Below are 25,965 nucleotides of genomic sequence, written 5' to 3'. Positions count from 1 at the left end.
GGCGGCGCACCGTCGCCGCAGCATGCGGCGCAGAAGGACGAGGTCAGTCGAAGCGGAGGAGGTGAATCACACCGCGGCCGTCCTCTTCCGACAGCACCAGGACTTCCGGCCGCGCGTCGCCGTCGAGATCGACCGCGAGGACCTCCGGACGCTCGGCGAACGCCCCGGCGCCGCCCGGAGCGAGGCCGGAATGCCTTTCAAGATCTAGGCGCGAGCCGATGGCTGATCCGGCAGCGCTCCACGGCAGCCAACCTCACTCTGAAGGCGGGCGCGAGAGCTTTCTCTCTAGGTCTCGAATCTCGTCGCCCAACTGAACGAACCGCCTAGCCGACTTCTTCACCTCGCGTCTCGCAAAGAACTCCCTCGCCTCGGCTGAGAGGGCAGGAGCTCGTTTACCCTCCCCGATCTCCACAAGGTAGGCTTCGAATAGAGAACGATCGACTTCCGCCACGGCACCCGTCAGGAGTTCGCGAGCCCGAGCCATCGTCGAATTGGTCGACTCAGCCCCACTTTGACTCACAGCTTTCGCAATCGGAGCACCACCGTACTCCCGATAAAGCGTATCGGCGATCTCCGTCTGCTCGGCGCGCAGTTCTCGCAGCCTGTTGCGTTGCCAGTTGGGGTCCTTGGCGCAGCCCCCATTTGCAAGGGAAGCGACGACAAGAGCTGCGCAACCCACATGCCGAAACCACAGGCGCCCACACCCTCCGGCAAATGCCCCAGCAGCCTGAGGTGTCCTAACTGCACCCTCAAAGAACGGCATCTCAACCTCCTCTCCCGGCTACACAAGATCAACCGCTAAGCGCTCCCTCTGCGGTCCTTGATCTTCCTTTCGATCATTCTCGACTGCGGCCGGAACACATTTGACGGTCTCGCCGGATCTGGCTTGAGAATTCGGCGCACGCCCCCCCACACATGCAAGCCAAGGAGCCTCGCCGCGAGAGATACCGGCGGACGAAGGGCTCTCCATTGCGGCTGCGGAGTCCCTCTTCATCCGACGAACACTGGCACTGTGCTCGTTCGTGCCACACGATTCATCGAATCGCTGAGCTGCACGTCGAGGGCGTAAGAGCCGAGTGGCGCCCTAGCTGGTATCGGAAGGTCAATCGTGGTTTCAACGATACCTCCCCCGTTGTCCAAGGGCTGAAGGTTTGAGATGCTCGATGCCGCCTCGTCTCCGTTCGCCAGCTTGAAGGTGAGTGCCGCCCTCACTTGGATGCTGTCCGAAGGGTTGGGGGAGATTGCCAGCCAAGTTACGCGAATCTGGGAGGTGTTGCCTGGAGCCACTTGTGCAGGTATCGCCTCGACACTAGTAATGCCGAGATGGAATCCCTGCGAAGGTTGGTAGTTTGCCGTTCTGACAGCCTCGTCTCTGTTGGCGAGCCTTCTGTCCTGAGCTCTTCCTATTGCATAACCGACGCCGGCACCCGCTGCAGCACCGACAGCTGCATAGCCAACGATGTTGTCCTTGTGCCCGGTCGCAACCGCGACGACAGCTCCAGCGAGCCCCCCGAGTATCGCTCCGATCTGGGAGGCTTTCCCCGTGCGGGAAGTAGCACAGCCTTCGATCGGGACAAGTAGGACGGTGAGAATAGCAAGAACCGACAGACCCTTCCTCATGGCGTTCCCCCTCCTGGTCGTTTAGCAGGTCGAACCTGTTTCGATGAAACACCAGGGCTGAAGCCCTCAAAGGCCTCTTTGATCCGCCTGATCGCCTCAAGGCGCTGAAGACTAGCCTTCTCGGCAATGTCTGGCGGCGCCGTGGGATCCGCCATGATTCGAGAGGCGGCGTCTCTCGCCTCGATGAGCTGGTTGTTGGCCAGCTCTGAATCGATCACAGCGATCTTGTCCCGCCAGGCCTTAGCTTCCTGTCCCGCTGCCAGGGCGGCTACCCGCGAACTGACTTCCGCTTCGGCTACCTGCCGGCCAAGCGCAGCTAGCGTCGACAGCTCGCTGGCGATCTCTGCGCCCAGGCCTGCGCACTCCGTCGATGCCACCCCAATCTGCGTTCTAGCTTCCTCGAACCTCTCCTGAGATTGAAAGACGGCGATAGTCTCTCCAAGACCTTCGACTATCGACTTGCAGGCCTCCACCCTTCTCCTTCGCGCCGTCTCAGCAGCATCCTGCTGCTTCCGAGCCTGAGTCGCCCGCGCTAGCTCAGCGCTTGGCCGGGGCTCTCGCGCCGCCGGCGTTAGACTCACCTGGACGAGGGGAGGCGTCGGTATCGGAGTCGACACACTTCCGCCGCGTGAGTTCACTACTCCGGAATCCGTCGACTTCACTGACGCTGGTACTCGGCTTTCTCGGATGAGAAACGCCACAGCGATGAAGGCGGTGGCGATCAAGGCGGTCAGTTGTGCGATTCGCCGGAGGCCTTCGAATCGCCGGTCTCCCTTGTCCACTAGCCGCTCTGGCCTGGAAAAGCCAGAGTCGCCCCAGGGTACCGAAATGAGCTGCTCAGCAAGCGTCTTCCCCACTGGGTGACCCAGTGCCTGTAGGCCACGCCCCACGAGTGTGCTGTGAACATAGTCAGCGACCTCGGATACGCGGAGATTCTGAGAGGCCGCATACTCGAACAAGGCGCGGGTCTCAACCGGCTGGAGTGTGCGATCGACCAGATAGTCCGAGAGCTTCTCTTCAAGCCGTTCCTGGGCTCTCTTTCTACTTTCGGCTTCAAGCTCCTTGAGAACATTCTCGATTGCCTCAGGTGTCTCAAGTCGCTCGAAGGCTTCTCGGAGCCGCTTTGGGTAGCTCTCAATGAGCTTCTCACTCTCGTGCTCACCTCCGTACTTCCGGAGGATCATCGACCTCGACCCCGACATCCTCATGAAACCGAGCTTCTTCGCCCAGAAATCACCAATGAGCCGGTAGTGGGCAGCTATCACCTCGGCAGAGATCGCTGCGGCCTGTCGATGGTCCAGGAAAAGAACTTCAAACGGATTCGTCGAGGTGATCGTGGTCCAACCACCAGTGGGTTCGTCGAAATCAGGAGGAAGCTGTGTGAGGCCTCCCGTCCTGGTCGCGGCACGAATTTGGTCTTCGAGAGCACAATGCTGGGGAGGCGCAGCCGGTTCGCCTGATTCGAACTCTGAAAGATCGAGGCGCAGCGTCGAGGCTTCACGGAAGTCGGTTGGCACGTCTCTTGGTGCTTGGCGAGGAAGTGACACGACCCCCTCAGTTCCGCTGGGAAGTGCGAGATCCGCGTCCTTTTTTTCCCGCGGAAGGCCCGGCAGAGTTGGTTCAGGTCGGTCGTCAGGCCGCTTCACTTCGCCTCTCCGTTTCTTCTCCCTCGACAGTACAAAGCCTCTTGGTCCCGGGGACCGGCCTCGGCCATGCTCTTGCGGTGAGGTTCTCTCGCTGAGGAGAGAAAGAAGAGATGACAAACTCCTTGGTAGGCACCAGCCTCAGCAACAATGACAAGCTGCGACACTTGGTCGAACCAGTTCATGCGTGGACTGTGAGGGAGGCAACTCTCTCCCTTAGAAGTGCGAGACGTCGCCCGAACTGAAAGTCCTCGTTCTTAATCTCCAATTCCCGGCGGCCATGGGGCGGGAAGTCGGCCAGCACTCTTAGAATTCCGTCCGAACTCCATGCCATCTCGATTCGGACCTGTCCCTCCGGGTTGTTCAGCTCGAGGCGACCGCGCAACTCACACTCGTCAGGCGCTCGCGATTCGCCCTCGTATACCTCCAATACCGCGCCCGCGGGAGCCCGATAGCTGCGCTCGGCCGTGACCGGGACTCGAGTGTCCCTCTCAACGAGGCAGTCGACCCTGGGTCTCCCGTCCTCCAAAACCTTGACTCCCATTCCGTGTGAAAGGACATCTGAGACGTCCTCGCGATGGACTCCGTACAGGGCAGCACCAACCGCGATTGCCGTGTCGTAACTGAATCCCTCAATGTGTCGCTGCACCCTCTTCCCGGAGACCCTCTCGATCATCTCCGCGATCATGGGCATCCGACAGGAACCACCTGCGAGTACAATCTCGTCGATATCAGACCATCTCACCCTTCGAGTACCAGCCTTCGTCTCGATGCTGACCTCGTCGAAGAGCGTTTCGCAGATTGCTCGGCATCGATGAAGAAGATCCGTTGAGCGCTCCTCGAAGTAGAATTCATGATTCTCTCCCGAGGGCCGCACTCTCAAAGACGAGTGAGTAGACTTGCGATGGAGTGTGAGTACCAAGTCCTCTCCGCCGTGCGTCATGGCGACTTCAACCTGCTCGCATTCGCTTAGTTCGTGCTTCGCTCGCCTCGCGTGTCTCTGAAGCTCGAACCCCCGTTCCTCGGGAACGTGAACTCCCGTTGCGCGGAAGGCAGCAGCAGCTAGGTACCTCTCGATGAGATCATCGAAGTCCTTCCCGCCGAGCGAGTTGTCTCCGCGAGTCGCCTCAACCGTGGCAACTCCACTTGCCATCCGGAGGAGGGTCGCATCGAATGTCCCTCCACCGAGGTCGAACACGAGGATGCGCAGCTCCTCCTTCCTGCCCAGGCCAAAAGCGAGGGCTGCTGCAGTCGGCTCGTTGATCATCCCGACTACACGAAACCCTGCAGCCTCCCCAGCCAGTTTCGTTTCGTTGCGCTCCTTGTCCCCAAAAGACGCAGGAACAGTAATCACAGCGTCAAGCGCAACCTTCCGATCGTCTGTCTCATCGAGTTCTCCTGTCTTGCGAAAGTGCCTGATGGCCTGCTTCTTCAGGTACCGAAGGAGAATCGCCGACATTCCCGCCGCGCCGAACTTGAAGCCTCCAACCTCATAAGGGGCCGCCCCTCCATGTGCAGAGTCGAGGGGCTTCCCAATGTCGCGCTTGAACAACTCGAAAATGGTATGCGGGAGAACTCCTTTCCTCTCCACAGCTGCGCAGCCAACATACGCATCTCGCCCGTCAAACGAGATCACGGATGGGACCTCCGTATTGCCTTGGCCGTCTCTTATGACGGTTGGAACGCCGCCGTCGCCCACGCACGCGACGCAGCTGAAGGTGGTTCCGAGGTCGATTCCAACGAGAGGCATGTTCCGTGCTCCAGGGCTCCCCGCCACTTCCCCTCAGATCAACGTCCCGTCTGTTCGAAGGACTCGCCGAGCAACTGAAGCAAGGTCTTGACTTCCGAGATGAAGACGGGCTCGACCTCTCTCTTTGCAGGTGGCTTCCCTGACTCAATAATGAACTCACCTCGGATTTCACCCTCAATGAGGGCTCTCTGAGATGGGCTTAGGGTGACCTTCGCGTCCTCTGAAAATAGCCCCAAAGCCACGCCACAGTAGTTCACAATCTCGAGAAAGCGATCGAATCGCCTCATGGTGGTGTTCTGGAAGGTCGTCCCGCCTGCTTCTGGGAAGAAGCGGGCAGGCGACACGGCTTCAAACCACGACACCGCGCCATGCAGGTCCTCACAGTCTTCGCCGAGCACGAGTCCCGCAGCCGACTGAGCGCCGCTACCACCAGGTGGAACTCTGAGAGTCGCAGGCCGCGGACCCTGCTCCTGCCGCGCTGACGACTGGTCCATCACGACTAGACCTCCAGCGACCTCGCTCTTGTACCGCGGCGACTGCTTCTGGAATAGCAAGGCCTCATCGAGAATAGCCCCGGCGTCGTCGAGCGCATTGATTAGCATGGCCTTGAAAAGCTGTGCCGCGGAGCCCTCCTCAGAGAAGCGACCAAAATCTATCCAGGAGATCAGGCGGGCCGCGTTTCCGCCCCAGTGCATTTTCAGGTTGTCGCGACCGATTTGACGGAGGAGCTCTCCCTTCGCGCCACAGGACTGGGCTGCGTCGGTGCTTGCGAGTAGCGAAGCCGAGTAGAAAACGATCGCTGCGAACTCCACGGCCAAAGTGCGCCGGAGCCACATGACTTCCGGGCGATTGGCGTGGCGGATCAGCCCTTCGCGGATGAGCGCCTCATTCTGCCGAAGCACAAGATTAAGTCGCGCTGCAAACTTGCTCGACGAGAGGTTCTTCTCGCCGAGAGCGACAGCGGCAGTTTGAGAGAACAGCAATTCTCGCAGCGCGTGGTTTCTCTGAATCAAATCCGACACCTGACGACCGGCGAGTTTAATGGAAGCGTCAAGTGCGATCCTGTTTCGGAACCACAGACTGATGTCGGTTGTCCCCCCTCCAACGTCGAGGCAAAGAGCAGCGAGCTGAATCTCCGCTCTGTCTGAACGATTGGCGATGATTCGGTCGCTAGCGAAGAAGTGGCCGGCGGCTTGTCCCTCGATCCCGAAGGAAATGTCCCGAAATTCGGTCCTCCCCGCGTCAGCTGCGCCCTGCTTCACGTTAAGGACTCGCGTAGTCTGGTCTTCGAGGAGTCGCTGACGGACTCGCGACCAATCCTCTCTGAAGAGACCTATCATCAGCGGCGAGAAGGCCTTCGGATAGGAGCAGAGGAGTTGACAGGTACTGGGGCGCTCCCTCGCGACCTCGAGCAGGATCAGGAACAGGATGCTCTCAAGAAAGAGGTCCGTCTTGCGATCCGTCTCGTTCCACTTAATGTCTCCGTGGACCTCGTTCGGTAGTTGGAATTCCGGCGGATCTTTGCGAGGGAAGAAGGCGAAATAGTCCAGGAAGAGATGGTCACGGCTCGCAAGGCTTAGGAGTCGCAAGGTCGTCGCAATCGGGAGTTCGACCTTCTCGTTTGGAACGAACTCTCTAAGGAGGACTTCACTGGCCGCTGCGCCCCCCGTACTTAGTGAGCGAAGGTGCGACGGAAAATCGAAGCTCCATTGCTCGGCCATCGCGCCGCCATCAGCTGCATCAAGACGGTAGATGTTCGTGTTAGAGGTTCCAAAGTCTATTCCGACATGGAGCTGGCCTCCCCTGCGCTGGCTCGCCGCGTCGTCGGTCCTCAATAGCAGTACTACTCCTGCTGAAGCTCTGCCTTGAGCTGAGTCCTGAAGCTCCAAATCGACGGCTTCAGGGAAGGGATCATCGCCCATCATCTGAACGGTTCGCGTTTCCCCCCTCTCGCGCTCATCCAGAAGAACCGACGGCGCTCCTGCCAGCGGCGAGGCGACTAGGTCGGCCAAACCGTGCTGGAAGAGGTAATAGCGTCGCCAATCAGGCCCGAGGTACTGAGGGAACAAATACAGGACTGGGGGCATCACCTCTCTGATTCGCCCTTCTCCCTCCATCGGAGCCTTGTACTTGTACAACTTCCGGACCTCGACGGATTCGGCCACCTTGCCGTCCCAAACGGGAAGTCGGAAGGAGAACACGACTCCCGCTTCGGTGGCGCTGTATTCGGGCCGGAGCACCTCGATCAGACTTCGAGGTGCAAAGAAGTCGAGTATCTCCTTCCTGAACGGAAGTACGAACTTTGCGTCTTTGTTGCCTGCGGCTTCCGACTCCGGAAGAAACGCTCCCCCGCCTTTGGCGGCAATGAGTGTATCTGTCAGGAAGAACTTCTCTGGCCTTATCCAAATGGCGTCGCCAAGGTCCTCTCGATCGATGACGCTACCCTTGTCGGCGGTGAAATGCCGAGCGATAGCTCCTTCGGGATCAGCCACTGCGCCGAGATGGGTTGATCGCTTGGTGCGCCACACTTTGACGTCGCGGCCGAGAGTCTGAGACGAAATCACCACAATGAATGGGTGCTTGGTGCGGTTTCGGCCAGTACGGAGAAGGACGTCGGATGGCGAAGCGCCGGTGTCTTCGCCGGCCTCCAAAGGCCGGAGAACTTCTCTGTAGATTCCATAATCTCGGAGACCCAACGCCGTATCGGCACCAAGGTGATACTGGCTGACCTCCACGGGAAGGGTGGCCGACAGGCTCGCCCCCCCCCCCAGATCCTCCAACCAAGCCTTCACGAGACTGTTGATGTCCGCGATTGCTTCGTCCTGTGATGCAAGAGGCCTAAGGCGATGCTCCAATTCCCGAACCCACTTCGCCAGATACTCCCTGTCCTCGCCTCCATCCGGAGGCCTCAGGACGCCCTCCCGATGAAAAAGCGAGGGGTATTGGCGGAGCTGCTCCGCGTACCCAGCTCCCGTATATACGAGAGTGGCCGGGGACAACGCACCCAAGGGGATTTCCCTTTCGCGCGCCTGAGCCGGCCGATAGCAAATGAGAAAGACGTCCTCCCATCGATAGGGTCTTCGCGGCTCTAACTCAATCGGCCTTGGGCTGAGGCGACGAAGCGCTTTACTGAACAGACCGTCGTCCGTCCGAACCGGCACGATGGCGACTTCTTCCTTGTGTAGCTTGGAGAGAGCCAACAGGCTGAGCAGCCCGCGCCACTCTTGGATCAACTCCGCTCGCAACGGGTGCTTGGAGTCCCGTCGCAGCGCCGCCTGAAAAGTGAGCGGCCGCGCCCAGATGTCTGGCACTGAGCTTAGGCCTCGGCTCTTGGCCTCGTCGCTCACCAGGAGCCCAGCGCTGATAGCCTTCAGCACTCCTGCCGAGTTGTTGCTCCACAGAGCAGCCCGGGCCACGCTCGCAACATTGACACCCTTTTTCTCATCAAGCGCAGGAAGGTACAGGTGCATGTTTGTCGTCATCGCTCACCTCATTCCCTGCGGACCGGGGACTTTCAACCTGTCCTGAGCAAAGCGCCTCGATGCAGTGACGAAGCCAGAGAGGAGACGATTCGCGGCGTCAGCGCCCCGCTGGGGCGCGGTATCTGGGTAGTTGAGGACAGAAATGAACCCGTTGAAGTCTCCCCCATCGGTTCCTCTCACTACCTGACCAACACCTCGCTCGTTAACTTGACGTGGTCGCGGCTGCTTCTCGGACCAGAGCTGCTCATCGAGCAGCGCCCCGGTCTCTAGTAGCTGAACCCGATCGTCACTCGACATTCCGGCCAGCCACCGCAAGTAGTTCTTTCCAAAGGCCGCGGCTGCCTCCACCTTCTTTCTTTGAGTGGAAGATTTCGGATCGAACCGCTCTAGGTCTTCGCGCTTGGGATCGATCTTGAACCACTCCTTGTACCAAGTTGCCCCGGCGTCCGATGGTCCGGTGACCTCGAGGCCGTAGGTACTGACGGCGTACGCAAAAAGCGTCATCCCGATCATGTTGAAGCGGAAACGCTCCTGTTCCGCCCGAAGCGCTTCTTCGCGGCGTGTCACCGGCAGGGACTCGAAGGTCACGATCTCGTCGTTGCGGGCCGCAGTGAAGAAGCTGCGCACTGCTGGCATCGGCTTCGAGTTCTCCCAGAAATCTAGGGTCGCCAGCGCTGCGGCTAGCTCCACATAGTGGGGCCGATTGTTCTGATTGTTCGCGCCAGCGCCGAACTCGCCGACACTCTGCGCCAACTTGTCTCCCAAGAGGTAAAGGTCATCAAAGACGAGTTCGGTATCACGAAGAGCGTAATAGTCGAGCGCAGCTCGAGTGGCAAGAGGAAAGTCCTTCCAGGTCACGAACAGCTTGTCGGCCTGGCTCGCCGGCACATTCGAGTCGAAGGTGAAGTAGGGCAGAACCAGACACCCACCAAGCGTTACACGACTCTGCTCCCCGAGCCTCGCCTTTTCGTGGTACTTGATGAGATTCCTCGACCCAAACGTCGGTACCCCGGCCGCCCCTGTGCCGCCAAATATCGATCCCGCGAGGAACACACGCGCATCCCCTGGTGCGGGAACCTTCGACAGATCGTCCCAGAATGACCGCCAGGGGTCTTCCTCGTCTGCGGGGTGCGCCATTACTGCTGCGCCGATCGACGGGTGCCCCCGGAACCCCTCATTCAGTTCCGTGGCCAATTCCTGAGAGGTGAAGAGCACATCAGCGAGTTGAGCCAACGGGCGATTCTGCTGCTCGAGGATTGGATACTTGATGTGGGCCGCCAGCGTTGCATCGTGCTTGGGAAGCACGCTCCACACGACCTTCGTAGCGTCAGGCGGCGTCAAGATCTCTGTTCCGAACAGGCCATCGATACCGCCACCTAGGAGCTTGCGAACATCCCGATACTCGTCGAGCAGCTTCTTCGTTCTGGCTAGGTTCCCGTTGTTTTGATCTGGGTCAACCAGGAAGAAGAAGAACTCCCGCGGCCCTTGGCCAGCAGCGCAGAGGTGGATAAGCGCTTCAGCAACGCGAGCGCCCGTACCTCCGATGCCGATGTAGTAGTAGCGTGCCATCGCCCCCTCCCGCCCTCAGCGCCTACCCAACATGCAGTACATGACCCCGCGTGGCGACAGGAGCAGCGACGCAACCCAGAATAGTACCCAGGTCAGCAAGGATGACGAGATGACAAGGAGCAGATAGTCGCGAGCGATGAAGCTCTCGTCCGCAAAGCTCAGGACCACACCGGCGACAGCACCAACGCACGCGATCAACTCAACGAAGAACCAGACGTTCCAGGTCCTGCGCGCTCCAGGCATATCACCAGCCGTTTTTTCGCGACTCCCGTAGAAGAACCAGTGAGCACATCCGGCGAACCCCACCAATGCGGCAATCGCCAAAGTCACTCGGAATACCCGTACGAAGTCGACCGTGGTTGCCTGGGCTAGCGAGATGCTGTCGGCTAAGTAGTTCCCGAGCGGAACGCCACAAATGGCCCAGAGGACTCCAGCGAGTGTGAGTGCGACGATGTAGTTCACCGGGGAAGTTCGCATTTCTTCTCTCCTCAACCGAGTTTCTTGACCGTCACGAACGCTCTTGCGAGCGGAGGGGGCTGCACCGCGAGACTGGCCCCAATCAGCTCGTCGACCAACCGCTTCAGGTTTAGGGTCTTGGCTGGGCCATCGGCTGGTGTTGGATTGTCCGACGAAAGCTCTGAAACCCAACTCGGTGCCGTAAACGCACCTGCACCACCGACCCGGAAGAGCAATTGAAACTCATACTCCCCAGGAGGACCGGGCAGATCGAGCGCGATAGTCGTCGAGACCTTGTTGCCAATGGCAGTCGCGGTGAGGAGTTTCAGTGCCTCAGTCGGCTTACCGGCCATCCCTCTTGCTCCGGTACGAACCTCGATCTGGATGCCCGTTGGGTCGACTACTGGGGATGCCATGATCGGGTCGTACTGAAAGTCGACGCGAAGTACCCCTCCAGTTCCACCTCTTCTCAAAGCGAACTCGAACTCGTCGGCGGCGCCTGGCGCATGACGAAGATTCAGGTCTTTGGAAGTCGGGTCCTTGCTAACAGCTACTGAGTAGTGCCGCACGATCTTCGGAGAGACCAGCAGGAGCCTATTCCTGTCGATGTAAGGCCTTGCGGAGAGGAGTTCGACCAACTCCTCGATTCGGTCCTGCTCGCCGAAGAACAGAAGATAGAAGGGGCGCCGCGTTCTTGGGTTACCCGGCGTTGACTTGTAAGGGAACGACGGAACGCGTGCATCAAAGACCATCCCGTCGAATTCGCTCATGACGGGGAGAAGTCCAACGCTGCACCCTAGTTCGAGGCAGTTCCTCCGGATCTGAGAAACCACGAGGTTCACATCGTTGTCATGTTGAAAGAGGTCCGTGACGACAATCGCCACAGCTTCGCTAGCGGTGCTCGCCGGCCGCCCGACCAAGGTGCTTGCGGCCAGCGGGCCGGGCCTTGGGCCCTCTCTCAGAAACACCTGGTCGATGTTGGTCTGTTTGAAAATGCCGGGTTCGTTGTAGAACACCGCCCCCTTGGCACTTCGAAACTCGTCTCGACTCACTTGGCGAATCGCCTCGCCGAACTTGAAGTACCGCACCGTGGAGTCGCGGAGTCGATTCTGAACGGCTCCCTCAAGCTCATCGAGAAGTGTCAAGTACTCACTCCTCGGGTCGACTGCGAAGCCTGCCATAGAGGGAGTTGCATCCAGGCACACGTCAACGCGCACGGACGTCGCCAAGGGTTTTCCCGGCGCGGTAATGGAAGGGTCGGCCAGGAGTTCTAACTTGCTCGGGACCTTCTTCGTGTTGCCACAGCCGGTACAGACAACGACAAGTAGTGCGATGATTGCCAGCGTGGAATGGGCAAGGTACGGACACCGATTCCGCTTCATGACCCCCCCTCCTTCGACCCCCAGCGACTTCAATGTTCCAGCGAGGCGACGAGCCCAGGCTTGCGCATCCCGATCCGCAAGCGGCCGACTACGCGTCGGCACAACGGTAGCACACAGAGACAAGAAGTCTCCCGCCCCGTCAGGTAGGGTTCGAGTTTCGCTCACGAGAGGGAAGGGCCACGAAAGAACCGCTCCGATTCTGCGATCTGCCTGTCGTCTAGGGATCGTCCGCCGCGCCGCCAACGCGGCGACGAATGAACTCCCGACAGGACACCTGTCCTACCACCCCTGGGCCCAGGGACCTCAGTGCCCATCCTGCTCGACGAAGAATGAACTGAGAAAGGTCGGACTGCCCACAGCAGGCTGCACCCGGCTAGCGCCTGCCAGAGGAAGCCGGCTCCGACCTGGACGAGGGAAGGTCCCGCCAGGACCTGCTCGATGTCGAGCTCCTATCAACGCGCTCGCCGGAGAGGCTGATGGCAAGCGGGGTGTCGTTTCGCCGGCGGTGAGTCGTACCTCAATAGCCTCCCGCGGCTCAGCGGCAAGGTCCAATGCGACCAGGCGACGAAAAGCAGCAGGTCGCGTCGCCCGTCGCCGTCCAGATCGACGCCGAGAAGCTCCGACGGCGCGCCGGAAAGTTGCAGCGACACGCGCGTCGTCGGCAGCTCGCGCGCCGCCGCTCCAGCTTGCACACTCCCGTGGAACCCGAGCAGCAGGCAGAAGACGAGGCGACCGGCGATCGAGTGGCGCATGTCAGGAGAACGCCGAAGCGGGCTGGCGATGACGCCGCCTCAACCGGGCGCCGGCAGATGCGCGGGCAACGCCTCGCGCACCGACGTCCCGAGATCGAAGGCGAACGGCACGCGCGGACAAAGGAACGCCGAGTGCGGACGGAGCCAGAGCGCGGGATCGGCGTCAGGCAGCGCCTCGGCAAGGAGGCTGGTCTCGGTCACCGCGACACGAACCGGGGCGTGCTCGACCGTCGGGTGGAACGCCTCGACCCGGCGCAGCCGGCCGCCGAGCAGCCCATAGCCACGGGGTCGCTCGCGGAAGTAGGCCACCGCCTTCTGCCACGAGCCAAGATCCGGCCCCGGCCCCGGCGCACCGGCCCCCGGCTGGGCCTCGAGGCGCAGCGCCGAGCCCGCGGCGACCGACCAACGCCAGGCGTCGAGGTCGGCGCCGAGACCGCGCGGCGGGAAGTCGAGCGACGCCGCCATCGCCGGCTGATGGCCGACGAGGCGCGCCCCGGCCACCACCCAGGCCGGCACCAGCATGCGCAGGAAGAAGACCGACGCGATGTCGTCGCCGTCGCGCACGTAGAGCCGCAGGTTGCACTGCGGATAGGCGAGTTGGAGGAAGGGCGCGAGCTCGTGATGCAGCTCTTCCTGTCGGAAGAGCACCGCCGAGACGAACGCCTCTCGACGGCTCCCCTCGCCGTGTGCTTCGACCCGCAGCGGCTCCGGCAACGCCGGCACCGCCTCGACGGGGATCGCCCAGTTGAGGTAGAGGCAGTCGCGGATGACGGTATGGAGGATCATCGGCACGTCGGTCGCCGGCAGAGTGGCGGCCGGCGGCTATTCTCCCCCGGTCGACCCGCGCTGGCGAGACCGCAGGTCACGAGCGCACCGCCGACTCGCTCAGCCGGACACCTGGATCGCGCGGCCGAGATGGCGTTCGCCGAGCTCGCGGGCACGGCTGCGCAGCTCGCGCTCCCACAGCGCCTTCTCTTCGGCCGGCAGGAAGGCGTGGCGGAACCCGGCGAGGGCGAGCTCGGTCAGCGTCTCGGCGCTCCAGCCGAGCTCGTCGTGGAGGCGTCCGAGCTCGCCCGGCAGGTCGATGGCGAATAGCGCCGGATCGTCGGAGTTGATCGACAGCTCGGCCCCGGCCACGCGCAGTCGCGCGATCGGGTGGCTCCGCAGGTCGGGCGCCACTCCGAGCAGCAGGTTCGAGGTGGGACAGAGCTCGAGCGGCACGCGGTCGGCGACGACCTCGGCGAGCAGGGCCGGATCCTCCACCGTTCGCACACCGTGGCCGATCCGCTCGGCGCCGAGCGCCAGCGCCGCCCGCACCGAGGTGGGACCGGCATGTTCGCCGGCGTGCGCGACGCGATGCAGGCCGCGTCGCTCCGCTTCGGCGAAGTGCGGGGCAAACGGCTCGCAGGAGAACCGCGCTTCGCTGCCGGCGAGGCCGAGGGCCGCGACGATGCCGCGCCGCGCGCCGGCGAGCGCCCACTCGAGCGTCAGGTCCGCCGGCGGCACACCGACATTGCGCACGATGTCCGGGATCAGCCGGAGGCGCACTCCGGTCTCCTCCTCGCCGGCCGCGATCGCCACGGCGACCGCGTCGAGCACCTCGCCCGCTTTCGCACCGTTGGCGACGTGGGTCGAGATGGTGAAGTGCGCCTCGCAGTAGACGATCCCGCGGGCGGCCTGAGCGAGGAGGAAGTCGCGCACCAGACGCGCGAAGTCCTCCGGATCGCGCAGGCAGCGCGAGCAGGCGAGATAGACCTGGACGAAATGCTCGAAGTCGCGGAAGCGGAACCAGTCCGTGAGCCCCGCCTCGTCGTCGGCCGGCAGCGCGACGCCGTGGCGTCGGGCGAGGGCGAGCAGCGTCGACGGGGCGATCGCACCCTCGAGATGGACGTGGATCTCGGCCTTCGGCAACTCGCGGAGAAAGGCCGCGATCCCGTTCGAGGCGCCGCTCATCCTCGGGCGACCCGCTCGCGCAGTCGATCGAGAACGGGCGCCGGCACGAGCCCGGAGAGCTCTCCCCCGAGCGCGAAGACCTCCTTGACCAGCCGGCTCGAGAGATAGATGAAATCCTCGCGCGGCATCATGAAAACGGTCTCCACCCGCGGATTCAGGCGCCGGTTCATCAACGCCATCTGGAATTCGTACTCGAAGTCCGAGACGGCGCGCAGGCCGCGCACCACCGCCTGGGCGCCGATCTTCTCCATGAAGTCGACGAGCAGCCCGGAGAAGCTCTCGACCCGGCACCACGGCTTGTCGGCCACCAGATCGGCGATCATCGCGACCCGCTCGTCGAGAGTGAAGAGCGGGCGCTTCTCTTCGTTGCGCAACACGGCGACAACCACCTCGTCGAACATCGGGCGGCAGCGCTCGATCAGATCGAGATGACCGTTGTGCACCGGGTCGAACGAACCCGGGTAGACGGCGATGCGGCGCGTCTGCCGGTTCATCGCGAGCCCTCCGAGAGATCGAAGGCGACCTGATTGAACTGGGCGTCCGAGACCCGCAGGAGGACGAACCTCGCACCCGCCGGAACGTCGACGACCAGCGATTCGTGCCGCCCGTCGAGCAGTCCGTCGCACGCCACGGCCGGTCGCCACTCGCCGCCGTCGACGCTCGCCTCGGCGGTGCGCAACGGCGAGAGCTCGTCTTCCACCTCGACGACGACGCGCCCCGCCTCCCGCCGCGTGGCGATGCGGCGCGGCGGCGTGTGGTCGACGACGATCGGCTCGCTCGTCCGTTCGTCGACGAGCGGCTCCTCGCCCGGATTGCCGCGCCGGTCGCTCGCCCTCAGACGGAAACGGTAGAGACCGTCGGGCAACGCCGCCGCGTCGAACGAGAAGTACTCGTCGGTGGTCGGCTCGCCCATCGGCAGCCAGCGCTCGGCGCCCTCGGGACGGAAGGCGAGCTCGTACTCGAGCGGGTCGCCGTTCGGCTCGTCGACCTTCCAGCGCAGGGTGCGATAGCCGAGCTTGAAGAGCGGCTTGACGCGCCCGTCTCCCGACGAGTCGACCGGCCGAAGCGTCGTGAACATCCCACCGCGCGCGGCGTGCAGCGGCTCGAACACCTGCTCGGCCGGGTTGTAGCCGGTCGGCACCAGGATCTGTCCCGGCTCCATCGCGCCGAAGCGCTCGACGCGCGGCCGGAGGTTCTCCTGGCGATAGCTCACTTCCACCGAGACGAGCCGTGGCGTCGCGGCCCCATCCCCTGTCAGCTCGGCCCGCCACTGCAGGTAGCGTCCAGGGCGAATCGCGCTGACGGCGATCTCCCGCCCCTCGCGCGGGTCGCTCCAGGCACTCCAGCTCTCGTCGGGGTCGGCCGTGCCGCCGCTGCGCAACGAGAAGCGCACCCGTGTGCCGACCGGACTCTGTCCGAGCCAGGTGAGCGTCCCCCAGCGCGCCACCTGCCCGGCATCGAGCGACGGACTCGTGAGCACCGCCGACGCCTCGCGACCCGCACCGAGCCGATAGAGCGCCGCACCGTTCGTGGTCAGCACGGCCGGTCGCGTGCCGCCGGCAAACGCGACGATCTGGCGCTCCTCGAGGTCGCGCTCGAGCACCAGCCGCGGCCCAGGCAGGGTAAACAGCCGCCCTTCGACGCCCGTCGCCACCCAGAGGCGGTCGGCGTACCAGAGCAGCGCGAAGACCGTGTCCTCGGCGAGCTCGTCGACGCGCTCCACCCGGCCCGCCGCATCGCCGCGCCAGATCTCGCTGCGCGGCCCCTTCCCCGCTGCCGGTCGAGCGGGCGTCGGCGCCGCGGCAGCATCCCCCTCGGCGGCAACGGTGACGGTCACCTGGGGCTCGCCGGAGGGGCTCGCGTCGGCCGACGGGCTCGCCGGCGACGGCGCCGCCGGCGCAATGCGTGCCCCCGGCTCGACCCAGCTCGCCTCCGAGGTGACTGCCGCGGCGTACCAGCTTCCCGCGGGCCCTTCGACGAGGGCCGCGATCTCGGGTTGCGGGGGATCGACGAGCGTGCGGACGGAGCCGTCGACCTGGCGTTCGAGCAACAGCCCCTGGCCGGCCGTGCCGATCAGCAGCGACCCGTCGGCGCGCCGCAGGAGCGCACGCACATGCGTGTCCACCCCGTCGAGCAGACGCTCGGACTTGCCGTCCGGATGCACCCGGAACAGGCGGCCGTGCGTCCCCGTCGCGACGAGCAGCGCACCGTCCGGCTCGACGACGAGCGCCCAGACATAGTCCTCGCCCGAGGTGAAGAGCGTCTCGGGCTTGCCGCCCTCTTTCAGCCGATAGACCTTGCCGCGCGGTGAGGTTGCCGCATAGATCGTCCCCTGGCCGTCGACGGCCACGGCGAAGACCTCCGGCTCCGGCGCGGTGAAGAGCACCGTGACGTGGCCGTCCGGCTCGACGAGCAGTACCTTGCCGGCGTTGCCCGTGCCGACGATCCAACCCCGCGGGTGCGCGGCGACGGCCAGGGCGAACGGCTCGTCGAAACCGGCGATCCGGTCCATCTTCGCCCCGAGCTCGATCGCGCCCACCGGGTCGAGCCGGACCCGGTCGAGCGTGCCGCGCAGAAAATCGACCGCCGACTGGACCTGGAAGATGCGCACCGGCGCGGCCTCAGCCGCCGCCACCACGACGAACCCGGCAGCGCCGGCGAGAGCCGCCACGGCGGCGAGCGTGACCAGACCGCCGCGACGGACGAGAGAGCGGATTCGCATCAGGGCTTCTCCTTGCCGACGAGCACGCTCGGCCGGCGGACCTCGAGCTCGACTCGCGCCATGCCGACGAGCGGCGCGGCGAGCGGAACGCGCACCCGCTGGGCCACGGCCAGGCGCAACGGCCGCTCGTCGGTACGACCGGCGACCAGGCCGCGCAGCGACTGCCAGGTCCCTGGGAGCCGCGGCAGCGTTTCGCCCGGCGAGGCGACGCCCCGTGCCGGCAGGAGACCGAGCACCGAGAGCTCACGGCGCGTGGAGAGCGAGCCGAGGACGGCGAGCGCCTGGTCGAGCGTCGTCGGATCGACCGGCTCGGCTTCGAGTTGGGCACCGTCGATGCTGGCGCCATCCCCGACCAGGAGCGAATAGCGCCCGGCCGGCAGGTCCGCCGGCAGTGTGATCTCGACGCGGCGCCGTTCGGCGGCGCCACGGAACGGCGCGAGCGTCACCTCGATCCCGAGGCGCTCACCCGCCCGGACCAGCGCACGATCGGGCCGAACGGCGAGCAGGGCGACCGCCCGGGGCGCCGCGAACGGCTCGACGGCGAGCTCGGCGCGCTCGAGCGACGCGTCGGCGAGCGGGTTCGTCGTCAGGTACGAGGTCACGGCGACCAACCAGTCCACCATCTCCTTGGCCGGGGCCGCTCCGTCGAAGCTCTGGGCCATTCGCAGCTCACGGCCGTCGGCGAATACCAGCCGGAGCTCGGCGTCGACGCTCTCGGCCGCCACCGCAGCCGCCACGTCGAGCGCCCCCACGGCGCTCGCCGCGATCAGCGCGGGAAGGAAGCGCGAGACCTGCGCGATCCGCACGGCGACCGTGCGCCCCGCCGGCCCGCCGACGCGCACGACGAGCCGAAGCATCGGGGCTGCCGCGCCGATCCGGCCGCGAACCCCGGCGCTCTGGTCGAACACCAGGGCACCCACCACCGGCCCGGTATTCGAGAGCTTGAACGAGCTCGCCTGGCTCGCCACCACGGTGATGATCTCCGCCGTCGCCATCGGCAGAGCGGTGGCACCGAGCCCGATGAACGGATGCCCGAAGGCGAGCAACTCGTTGCCCCGTCGCTCGGTCACCGTGCCCGTCGCGGCGATCTGCAGATCGCCGTCGACCAGAACTCCGGCCACGGCACTGCCGTCGCGGAGCTCTCCGACCGGCGCCCCCGAGCCGCCGCTGCCGAAGGCGCCGAGCGGCGCGAGCGCCTGCTCGAGCCGGGCACGCGAGGCGATCGGGAAGCCGCTCGCCGTCCAGAGCAGGGCGGGAGCGCCGCCGCCGGGACGACTGGCCGCCGTCGCCAGGGCCGCGAGCTCACGATCGGCGAGGTCGGCCGGCAGACGCAGCGCCGCGAGGTCGACCAGCGCCAGGCGCGGACCGGCCGAACGCGGAGCGACGGCCTGCGCACCGCTCGCCGCCCCACCGGGGATGGCGCGCATCGTGTCGATCGGCGTGATCCCGGCGAGCGGGTCCTTGCCGAAGGTGAAGCCGAACGAAACCGCGCCGGCGAGCCTGCCGTCGATCCACACCGGGCTGCCGCTCATCCCGGCGACGACCCCGGTGCGCTCGAGATCGTGACCCGAAAGCCGTGCCAGCAGATAGCTGGTCCCCGGGGCGACGTTGCGCAGGACGCCGACCACCTCGATTTCGAAACGTTCGGGCTCGGCTCCGGCGAACACCGAGATGCCGTAGCCGCGCTGGCCCGGCCTCGCCTCGTCGACGTGGAAGGTCTCGTCCGCCGACCTGGCGGAGGTGGACGCCAGCAGCGCCAGAGCCACCCCCCACGCTCCAGCGTGGCGGCGAAGCCGATGCCTCATCGTGCCACCTCCGCGAGCAGACGCTCGGCGGGGAAGCTCCCGGCGCGAACGATCCTCACCTCCCCACGCTCGACCGCCACCAGCGTCGAAGGCAACCCGCCCGCCAGCTGGCCACCGTCGACGACCCAGTGCTCGCCCGGCTGCTCCTCGAGCCAACCGGCCACGACAGCGGGGTCGAGCATCGCCGGTTCGCCGGAGAGGTTGGCGCTCGTCGCGGTGAGCGGGCGCCCGAGCGCGGCGAGCAGCCTCCGCAGGAGCGGATGCGCCGGCACGCGGACGGCCACCCGCGGCTCGCCGGCGCTCGCCGCGAGCGGTGCGGTGAGCGGCAGGAGGAGCGAGAGCGGCGCCGGCCAGAGGTGGGCGAAGCGGACCAGAGCCTCGGCCCGGCCATCGACGGGAAGGCTCGCGACGGCGGCGGCGGCGCCGACGACGACGGGAAGCGCCTTGCCTGCGTCGCGTCCCTTGAGCGCCATCAGGCGAGCGACCGCGGCCTCGTCGGCGGGATCGACCGCCAGCCCGTAGCTCGACTCGGTGGGGATCGCCACGATCGCTCCGCGGTCGATCGCCGCCGCCAGCTCGCCGATCCCCTCGCCCTCACGCCAGAGACGAACGGCGCTCATGCGCGCGGCCTCCGTGCCGCCTCGAGCATCTCGGCGGCATGCGAGCGCGTCCGCTTGGTGATCTCGGCACCGCCCAGCATTCTCGCGATCTCTTCGACCCGCTCCTCGGCGGAGAGAGCCCGCACCTCGGCGAAGGTCCGTCCCCCTTCGACGCGCTTCTCCACCTTGAAGTGCCGGTCGGCGTGGCAGGCCACCTGCGGCAGGTGGGTCACGGCGAGGATCTGCCCGGCGGTCGCGAGCCGCTGGAGCTTGCGACCGACCGCCGCCGCAGCCGCCCCGCCGATGCCGGCGTCGACCTCGTCGAAGACCAGCGCCGGTCCGCCGGCCACCGCTTCCCCGCGCGCGGCGAGCTGCAGGGCCAGGAAGACCCGCGAGAGCTCGCCCCCCGAAGCGATCCGCCCGAGCGGTCGCGGCTCTTCGCCCGGGTTGGGCGAAAAGGCGAAGACGACGGCGTCGAGCCCGGAGGAGCCGAATTCGACCGCTCGCCCGTCGATCTCGAGCGGGCTGTCGGCTCGCGCGCGCCGTTCCAGGCGGACGGAGAGACGAGCCCGTTCGAGCGCCAGGTCGGCCAGCTCCTCGGTCAGCCGCGTCGAGAGCCCGCCGCCCCAGCGTTCGCGCCCCGCCGACAGTGACAGCGCCGCCCGGCGATAGTCGGCGAGCGCTTCGGCGATCTCCTTTTCGAGATCGTCGCGGTGGCTCTCGTCGTGCTCGAGCTCGCCGAGCTCCTCGGCGATCCGCGCTCGCGCGGCGAGCAGCTCGACCGTCGACCCGCCGTGGCGCCGCATCAACCGCTCGAGGCCGGCGAGACGCTCTTCGATCGCGTCGAGCCGCCCCGGCTCGTCGTCGCCCGACGGCAGGAGGGTGCGCAGCTCGCGCGCCGTCTCGCCGAGGCTCGCGGCGAGCTCGGCAAGGGTACGGGCGGCCTCCTCGACCCCCGGCTCCCAGACCGCGACATCGAGAAGCTGCTCGCGCGCTCCGGCCAGGCGGTCACTCGCCGAGGACTCGCCGTCGAGCAGCAGGTCGAGCGCGCCGCCGAGCCCGCGTTCGATCGCCTCGCGATGACGCAGCTGATCCCGTTCGCGCCGCAGCTCGTCCTCCTCGCCGGCGTGCGGGCGGACACGGTCGATCTCGCCGAGCTGGAAGCGCAGCAAATCGAGACGCTCGGTGCGCAGGCGCGCATCGCCGCGCAGCCGCTCGAGGCGCGCCGCGAGGCCAGCCCATCTCTCGTATGCCTTGTCGACGGCGTCGAGCAGCGCCGCAGCCTCGTCGCCGCCGCTGCGATCGAGCCACGCTCGCTGCAGATCCGGCACCGCCAGGCCGAGCTCCTCACGCTGGCCGTGGATGCGCAGCAGGAGCGGCGCCAGCTCGGCGAGCAGGCGCAAGGTCACCGGCTGGTCGTTGAGGAAGACGCGATTGCGCCCCTCGCGGCCGATCTCGCGGCGCACGACGATCTCGGCCCCGTCGACCTCCACACCGGCCTCGCCGAGCAGCGCCGCCGCCGCGGCGGCTCCGGGACCCTGCAGCCGGAAGACGCCGCTCACCGCCAGCTGTTCGGCTCCGGCGCGCACCAGATCGCTCGCCGCGCGCGCCCCGCCGAGCAGCGCGAGCGAGTCGACGACGATCGACTTGCCGGCGCCGGTCTCGCCGGTGAGCACGTTGAGGCCGGAGCCGAACTCGACGCTGGCTCCGGCGAGCACGGCGAGGTTGCGGAGGTGCAGATCGACGAGCACGACGGGATCTCCCGAGTCGCGACGCTCAGCCGCGGCGGAAGGAGGGCACGTACTCCGGGTCCTCCTGGGACCGCCGCTCCGCCATCAGGAAGTCGTAGAAACCGCAGCGCGCCAGGCCCGGGAAGGCCCGGCAGATGTGCGGGCGCGCCTGGTAGACCGTGCAACGTCGGGTCTCCGGGTCGAGGAAGCGGCACGCGTTGCCGAAGATCTCGTCCTTGCGATGACGCAGCACCCGTTTCGTCCCTCCCTCCACCGGCTTGCTGAAACGCGCGGCGGCGGTGCGCTCGGAGAGACCGAAGTGGCGGGCGAGTCGGCGGATGTCGGCCGCCGTCACCTCGATGTGCTCGTAGGTGCAGCAGTAGGCGGGGCAGTTGGAACAGTCGAAGAATTGCCGGTGCGCGGACACCGGCGCATTCTACCCGCCCGGCGAGCCGGGACGAGGGCGCCGACGGCCGAACGGCAGGATGCGTCGCTCGCCGGCGGCCGGCGGGTCGATGCACGCCCGCTCCATGCCGGCGGCACACGCCGTGGCGAGAAAGCGACCGGCAAGGTCCGGTCGCCCGGCGCGCGTTCCCACGACCATCGCCGCTTCGAGTGCCAGCGAGCCGCGCTGCGTCCCCGCGTCGACGATCGCCCGGTCGAAGGCGCGAGCCGCACCCTCCACGTCGCCCGACATCGCCAGCTCCTCGGCCGCGAGTTGGGCGACCTGCGAGCGCTCGACCTCGGCGAGCGATCCCGCACTCGATTCGAGCATGCGCAGGGCCCGCTGCGCTGCCTCGGCATGATGGCCGTCCCAGCGCTCGACGACCGCCGTGCCGAACTCGGCCTGAGCCGGGGTCAGCGAGCCGGCGGAGCGCGCCTCGGCGAGCAGGCGCGCCGCGTCGCCACGCACATCCCCGAATGCGAAGGCCAGCTGCCAGGAGGCGCTGCTGTCGAGCGCCCCGGTGCGCAAGACCAGCCCGGGATTGGCCATCGGCGAGAGGCTGCGGGCCGCCTCCTCGGCGGCGCGGTCGAGCTCCTGCCGCGCCTTCGCCAGGTCGCCCGAGAGCCACGCGAGGCCACCGCGCGAGAACGCCTCGAGCCCGGCAGCGAGCGCTCGCTCGCTCTCGCTCCTCGCCGCGCTCGGCGCCAGCTCGGCGACCGAGGCGAGGAGCTCGCGAAAGTCGCGTTCGCTCAGGCGCCGCGTCGGTCGCAGGAGGCCGGAGGCCCGCTCGCCGACGTGTTTGATCGTCGTCAGGCCGCGCACGAGAGGGGCCGCCGGCGCAGCGACGAGCGCGGCCCCGGGGGCTCCCGGCCGCGGCTCGGCCGCCGTGTCGACCGATGGCGCGGCCGGCGGCGTGGCAGGCGGGGCGGACGGCGTCGCGGCGACCATCGACGCGCGCGGGTCCGGCGGCGGCGCGACGTCGGTCGCGCTCCCTCGCGGGACGAGCGGCGCGCGCTCCGTCGGCTTTCCCGCGGGCGCTGCCGTCGGTGTCGGCAAGGCATCGACGGCGGCGTGACGGGCGCTCGATGGCGGCGCGATCGGCGTCGCCGCCGGATCCAGCTCTCGATCCATCGCCCGGTTCTCGGACGCTCCCGGCGTCGGCTGCGGCCGGAGCCACGACCAGCCGAGCCCGACGACGACCGCGGCGGCGCCGAGCAGAGCGAGCGTCACCCAGATCGACGAACGCCCGCCCCGCGCCACTGCCACCCCGCCGCGGGCGAGCGGTACGCGAGGGCCCCCCGCCTGGGTGCCCGCGCTCGGCGTCACCACCGTGGGCTCCTGGCCGAAGCGGCCGGCCGGAGCGGGCTTCAACGAGGTCGCGGCGGTCCACGGCGCCGTGATCCCCGCGGCCTGGGCGAGCTCCACCGCGAAGGCGACGCAAGTGTCCGGCCGCTCCCCGGGCTCCTTGGCCAACGCGCGTTCGAGCACCCGATCGAGCGCCTTCGGCAGTGCCGGGACCTTGCGGGTGATCGGCGGCACGGGCTCGGTGACGTGGCGGTGGAGCACGGCGAGGGCGCTGTCGCCGCGGAACGGCGGATCTCCGGCGAGCAGCTCGTAAGCCAGGACGGCGAGCGCATAGCGATCCGAGGCCGGGCTCGCCGTCTCGCCCCGCGCCAGCTCCGGCGCCATGTAGGCGGGAGTTCCGACGACCGCACCGGTGGTCGTCAGCCGGGTCGACGACTCGGCCGACTTGGCGATACCGAAGTCGGCCAGCGAGAGCCGGCCGTCCTTGCCGACGAGGACGTTCGACGGCTTGACGTCCCGGTGCAGGATCCCCTCGCCGTGGGCCGCGTCGAGGGCTCCGGCGAGTTGCCCGACCCACTCCACGACCTGCTCCACGGGGAAGCTGCGACCCTCCATCCGGTCGGCAAGCGATCCGCCTTCGAGGAGCGGCATGACCAGGAAGGCCACGCCATCCTCCTCCCCGAAGTCGTAGACCGGCAGGATGTTCGGATGGTTGAGCGCCGCCACCAGGCGCGCCTCGCGGAGGAAGCGCTCGCGGAAGTCGGCCTGGGCGGCGAAATGCGGCAGGATGAGCTTGACCGCCACCGCGCGTCCGAGGCTTCCGTCGGTGGCGCGGTAGACCTCGGCCATGCCACCGCGACCCAGCGGCTCGCCGAGCTCGTAGCGCCCCACGCGCTGACCGGAACGGTTGTTCGACGTCATCGTCGTCTGGACCTAGCGCCGACGGATGAAACCCCTGGACGACCCGTCCCCTGCGGGGGAGGTCGACGCGGGCGATCACGACGGAGCGGCGGCAATCCTCTCCGGTCCGCCGCGCTCACGCAAGAGGCGGCCCGGTCAGTCGGCAATTCCGGCGAGGGCGAGGAAGCGGCGCAGCAGGGTCGAGGCTTCGGGCGACGGCCGCAGCGAACGGCGCAGCCGCTCGAGCGCCTCGGGGTCCGGGAGGTAGTCCTCGCGGTAGGCCCGCGCCCGCTCGATCATGCGCGCCGGATCGAGCTCGACGTGGAACTGGGCGCCGTAGACGCGGGTCGCACCGAGGCGGAACGCCTGGTTCGGACAGCGCTCGCTGCGGGCGAGCTCGATCGCGCCCGGCGGCAGATCGACGACGCGATCGTGATGACCGAGCTGCGCCGCGAAGCGCCGTGGCAGACCGGCGAGCCAGGGGTCGGCGGCACCTTCCTCCGTCAGCTCGACGTCGAAGGTGCCGATCTCGCTCCGCGCCGCATCGGTGACCACGCGCCCACCCAGCGCCTGGGCGATGAACTGGTGACCGAAGCAGGAACCGAAGAGCGGCCGGTCCGCCGCCGCGAGCTCGCGCACCAGCCGGCCGAGCGGCGCAGTGAACGGATGCTCGTCGGTGACCGAGTGGGCCCCGGCACCGCCGACGATCACCGCCGCGAAGGTCGAGCAATCGTCGCCGGTGATCTCCGGGCGCTCGACGAGGTTCCAGAAGGCGAAGCGTTCTCGCGGCAGGCCGCTGAAATGGACGAAGCAGTCGCGCTCCTGGAGCTCCGGGAGCTCCTGGTCGCGGATCTGCAGCAACAGCACGCGGGGTGGGGAGGCGGTCATGCCGAGGGTCGCGGACGACCCGACGCCGGCGCTCGAGCGCCGGCGCCGGTCGACGCGTCTATCTTCCGGTGATCCCCAGGAAGGCGCGCATCACGTGCACGGCGACCTCCGGGTTCTCGCGCAGGCGGCGCATCGAGTAGGGGTACCAGTCGCGCCCGTAGGGGACGTAGACGCGCAGGCGGTGTCCGGAGGCGATGAGGATGCGCCGCAGCTCGGGATCGACACCGAGCAGCATCTGGAACTCGTAACGGTCGCGCGGCACTCCGAGTCGTTCGACGAGCGCCGCTGCGCCGCAGGCCAGGTGCTCGTCGTGCGTCGCGATGCCGACGTAGACGCCCTGCCGCAGGGCCTTTTCGAGCGCCGCGAGGAAGTTCAGGCGCACCGTCTCGTAGCCCTTCCAGGCTACCGCCCGCGGCTCGATGTAGATCCCCTTGCAGAGGCGGATGTTGGCGCTCTCGGCCGGCAGCGCGGCGATGTCGGCGAGCGTGCGTCGCATGTAGGCCTGGAAGACCACGCCGAGGTTGCCGTGCCTGGGCTGCAGCTCGTGGTAGATGCGCAGCGTCGCATCGGTGGTGGTGTGGTCCTCCATGTCGATGCGCACGAAGTTGCCGTTGCGCTTCGCCGCCGCGGCGATCCGGTCGACGTGGTCGCGGCACACCTTCTCGTCGATCTTCAGGCCGAGCGAGGTCGGCTTGATCGAAATGTTGGCGTCGAGCTTGCGCTCGGCGATGGCGGCGAGCATCCTCTCGTACTCCTCGACGTTCGCGACCGCCTTGGCGGGGTCTTTCACCTCCTCGCCGAGCAGGTCCATCGTGGCCATCGCCCCCTCGCGGTTGAGGTCGGCGATGGTCGCCAGTGCGTCGTCGAGCGTGCCGCCGGCGACGTAGCGCGAGGCCACGCGACCGACGATGAACTTCGGCACCCAGGGAAGGGTGTGGACGATCAGCCCGTGCAACAGGCTCAT

At 66.7% G+C, this 25,965-nt stretch carries 21 protein-coding genes; 1 reads left to right on the top strand and 20 read right to left on the bottom strand.

Annotation, left to right across the window (positions count from 1 at the left end; genetic code table 11):
* Window positions 1–61: 61 nt before the first annotated feature.
* The gene (locus IPJ17_12950) at window positions 62–208 is read left to right on the top strand and encodes a hypothetical protein (GenBank protein ID QQR72419.1); all 147 of its coding nucleotides are present in this window, start codon (window positions 62–64) and stop codon (window positions 206–208) included.
* A 45-nt stretch (window positions 209–253) separates the two neighbouring features.
* Here the strand turns inward: IPJ17_12950 and IPJ17_12945 are convergent, their stop codons facing one another.
* From IPJ17_12945 to IPJ17_12850, 20 genes are all read right to left on the bottom strand, one after another.
* Entirely contained in the window at window positions 254–763 is a 510-nt protein-coding gene (locus tag IPJ17_12945) for a hypothetical protein (protein ID QQR72418.1), read from the bottom strand.
* 227 nt (window positions 764–990) lie between these two features.
* Window positions 991–1,620: a hypothetical protein gene (locus tag IPJ17_12940; GenBank protein ID QQR72417.1), complete on the bottom strand. Its 630-nt coding sequence runs from the start codon at window positions 1,618–1,620 to the stop codon at window positions 991–993.
* Entirely contained in the window at window positions 1,617–3,137 is a 1,521-nt protein-coding gene (locus tag IPJ17_12935; GenBank protein QQR72416.1) for a hypothetical protein, read from the bottom strand. The genes IPJ17_12940 and IPJ17_12935 overlap by 4 nt, the downstream gene beginning before the upstream one ends.
* 307 nt (window positions 3,138–3,444) lie before the next feature.
* Window positions 3,445–5,013 carry an Hsp70 family protein gene (locus tag IPJ17_12930; GenBank protein ID QQR72415.1) on the bottom strand — a complete coding sequence of 523 codons (1,569 nt, stop codon included), beginning with the start codon at window positions 5,011–5,013 and terminating at the stop codon, window positions 3,445–3,447.
* 38 nt (window positions 5,014–5,051) lie between these two features.
* The gene (locus IPJ17_12925) at window positions 5,052–8,495 is read right to left on the bottom strand and encodes a hypothetical protein (protein ID QQR72414.1); all 3,444 of its coding nucleotides are present in this window, start codon (window positions 8,493–8,495) and stop codon (window positions 5,052–5,054) included.
* A 3-nt stretch (window positions 8,496–8,498) separates the two neighbouring features.
* A complete protein-coding gene (locus tag IPJ17_12920) occupies window positions 8,499–10,064 on the bottom strand; it encodes a hypothetical protein (GenBank protein ID QQR72413.1) in 1,566 nt (521 codons plus the stop codon).
* 15 nt (window positions 10,065–10,079) lie between these two features.
* On the bottom strand, window positions 10,080–10,541 hold the full coding sequence (locus IPJ17_12915; GenBank protein ID QQR72412.1) for a hypothetical protein: 462 nt from the start codon (window positions 10,539–10,541) through the stop codon (window positions 10,080–10,082).
* Between the two features lie 11 nt (window positions 10,542–10,552).
* A complete protein-coding gene (locus tag IPJ17_12910; GenBank protein QQR72411.1) occupies window positions 10,553–11,902 on the bottom strand; it encodes a hypothetical protein in 1,350 nt (449 codons plus the stop codon).
* 452 nt (window positions 11,903–12,354) lie between these two features.
* Entirely contained in the window at window positions 12,355–12,654 is a 300-nt protein-coding gene (locus tag IPJ17_12905; protein ID QQR72410.1) for a hypothetical protein, read from the bottom strand.
* A gap of 39 nt (window positions 12,655–12,693) precedes the next feature.
* Window positions 12,694–13,446, bottom strand: coding sequence for a DUF2071 domain-containing protein (locus IPJ17_12900; GenBank protein ID QQR72409.1), 753 nt, complete (start codon window positions 13,444–13,446; stop codon window positions 12,694–12,696).
* Window positions 13,447–13,539: 93 nt separating this feature from the next.
* Window positions 13,540–14,607 carry an adenosine deaminase gene (gene add, locus IPJ17_12895; GenBank protein QQR72408.1) on the bottom strand — a complete coding sequence of 356 codons (1,068 nt, stop codon included), beginning with the start codon at window positions 14,605–14,607 and terminating at the stop codon, window positions 13,540–13,542.
* Entirely contained in the window at window positions 14,604–15,101 is a 498-nt protein-coding gene (gene coaD, locus IPJ17_12890) for a pantetheine-phosphate adenylyltransferase (GenBank protein ID QQR72407.1), read from the bottom strand. Before coaD ends, add begins: the two co-directional genes overlap by 4 nt.
* Entirely contained in the window at window positions 15,098–17,329 is a 2,232-nt protein-coding gene (locus IPJ17_12885) for a hypothetical protein (GenBank protein QQR72406.1), read from the bottom strand. Before IPJ17_12885 ends, coaD begins: the two co-directional genes overlap by 4 nt.
* The gene (locus IPJ17_12880; GenBank protein ID QQR72405.1) at window positions 17,329–19,134 is read right to left on the bottom strand and encodes a hypothetical protein; all 1,806 of its coding nucleotides are present in this window, start codon (window positions 19,132–19,134) and stop codon (window positions 17,329–17,331) included. Before IPJ17_12880 ends, IPJ17_12885 begins: the two co-directional genes overlap by 1 nt.
* Window positions 19,131–19,754: a threonylcarbamoyl-AMP synthase gene (locus IPJ17_12875; GenBank protein ID QQR72404.1), complete on the bottom strand. Its 624-nt coding sequence runs from the start codon at window positions 19,752–19,754 to the stop codon at window positions 19,131–19,133. The genes IPJ17_12880 and IPJ17_12875 overlap by 4 nt, the downstream gene beginning before the upstream one ends.
* A complete protein-coding gene (recN, locus tag IPJ17_12870; protein ID QQR72403.1) occupies window positions 19,751–21,484 on the bottom strand; it encodes a DNA repair protein RecN in 1,734 nt (577 codons plus the stop codon). The genes IPJ17_12875 and recN overlap by 4 nt, the downstream gene beginning before the upstream one ends.
* 25 nt (window positions 21,485–21,509) lie before the next feature.
* The gene (locus IPJ17_12865) at window positions 21,510–21,890 is read right to left on the bottom strand and encodes a YkgJ family cysteine cluster protein (GenBank protein ID QQR72402.1); all 381 of its coding nucleotides are present in this window, start codon (window positions 21,888–21,890) and stop codon (window positions 21,510–21,512) included.
* A gap of 9 nt (window positions 21,891–21,899) precedes the next feature.
* Window positions 21,900–24,134 (bottom strand): protein kinase, encoded by a 2,235-nt coding sequence (locus IPJ17_12860; protein ID QQR72401.1) that lies wholly within the window; start codon window positions 24,132–24,134, stop codon window positions 21,900–21,902.
* A gap of 135 nt (window positions 24,135–24,269) precedes the next feature.
* The gene (locus tag IPJ17_12855; GenBank protein QQR72400.1) at window positions 24,270–25,001 is read right to left on the bottom strand and encodes a type 1 glutamine amidotransferase; all 732 of its coding nucleotides are present in this window, start codon (window positions 24,999–25,001) and stop codon (window positions 24,270–24,272) included.
* A gap of 58 nt (window positions 25,002–25,059) precedes the next feature.
* Window positions 25,060–25,965: a proline dehydrogenase family protein gene (locus IPJ17_12850; protein ID QQR72399.1), complete on the bottom strand. Its 906-nt coding sequence runs from the start codon at window positions 25,963–25,965 to the stop codon at window positions 25,060–25,062.

The organism is Holophagales bacterium, from assembly GCA_016699405.1.
GTDB lineage: Bacteria > Acidobacteriota > Thermoanaerobaculia > Multivoradales > JAGPDF01 > JAAYLR01.
Note: the sequence above shows the minus strand (reverse complement) of the source record. Positions and strands in the feature narration are given on the sequence as shown.

What these genes read in the sequence shown, in the direction of transcription:
- IPJ17_12945 (QQR72418.1), bottom strand. Translation starts at nt 763, where the DNA reads ATGCCGTTCTTTGAGGGTGCAGTTAGGACACCTCAGGCTGCTGGGGCA.
- IPJ17_12940 (QQR72417.1), bottom strand. Translation starts at nt 1,620, where the DNA reads ATGAGGAAGGGTCTGTCGGTTCTTGCTATTCTCACCGTCCTACTTGTC.
- IPJ17_12930 (QQR72415.1), bottom strand. Translation starts at nt 5,013, where the DNA reads ATGCCTCTCGTTGGAATCGACCTCGGAACCACCTTCAGCTGCGTCGCG.
- IPJ17_12925 (QQR72414.1), bottom strand. Translation starts at nt 8,495, where the DNA reads ATGACGACAAACATGCACCTGTACCTTCCTGCGCTTGATGAGAAAAAG.
- IPJ17_12920 (QQR72413.1), bottom strand. Translation starts at nt 10,064, where the DNA reads ATGGCACGCTACTACTACATCGGCATCGGAGGTACGGGCGCTCGCGTT.
- IPJ17_12915 (QQR72412.1), bottom strand. Translation starts at nt 10,541, where the DNA reads ATGCGAACTTCCCCGGTGAACTACATCGTCGCACTCACACTCGCTGGA.
- IPJ17_12910 (QQR72411.1), bottom strand. Translation starts at nt 11,902, where the DNA reads ATGAAGCGGAATCGGTGTCCGTACCTTGCCCATTCCACGCTGGCAATC.
- IPJ17_12905 (QQR72410.1), bottom strand. Translation starts at nt 12,654, where the DNA reads ATGCGCCACTCGATCGCCGGTCGCCTCGTCTTCTGCCTGCTGCTCGGG.
- add (QQR72408.1), bottom strand. Translation starts at nt 14,607, where the DNA reads ATGAGCGGCGCCTCGAACGGGATCGCGGCCTTTCTCCGCGAGTTGCCG.
- coaD (QQR72407.1), bottom strand. Translation starts at nt 15,101, where the DNA reads ATGAACCGGCAGACGCGCCGCATCGCCGTCTACCCGGGTTCGTTCGAC.
- IPJ17_12885 (QQR72406.1), bottom strand. Translation starts at nt 17,329, where the DNA reads ATGCGAATCCGCTCTCTCGTCCGTCGCGGCGGTCTGGTCACGCTCGCC.
- IPJ17_12880 (QQR72405.1), bottom strand. Translation starts at nt 19,134, where the DNA reads ATGAGGCATCGGCTTCGCCGCCACGCTGGAGCGTGGGGGGTGGCTCTG.
- IPJ17_12875 (QQR72404.1), bottom strand. Translation starts at nt 19,754, where the DNA reads ATGAGCGCCGTTCGTCTCTGGCGTGAGGGCGAGGGGATCGGCGAGCTG.
- IPJ17_12860 (QQR72401.1), bottom strand. Translation starts at nt 24,134, where the DNA reads ATGACGTCGAACAACCGTTCCGGTCAGCGCGTGGGGCGCTACGAGCTC.
- IPJ17_12855 (QQR72400.1), bottom strand. Translation starts at nt 25,001, where the DNA reads ATGACCGCCTCCCCACCCCGCGTGCTGTTGCTGCAGATCCGCGACCAG.
- IPJ17_12850 (QQR72399.1), bottom strand. Translation starts at nt 25,965, where the DNA reads ATGAGCCTGTTGCACGGGCTGATCGTCCACACCCTTCCCTGGGTGCCG.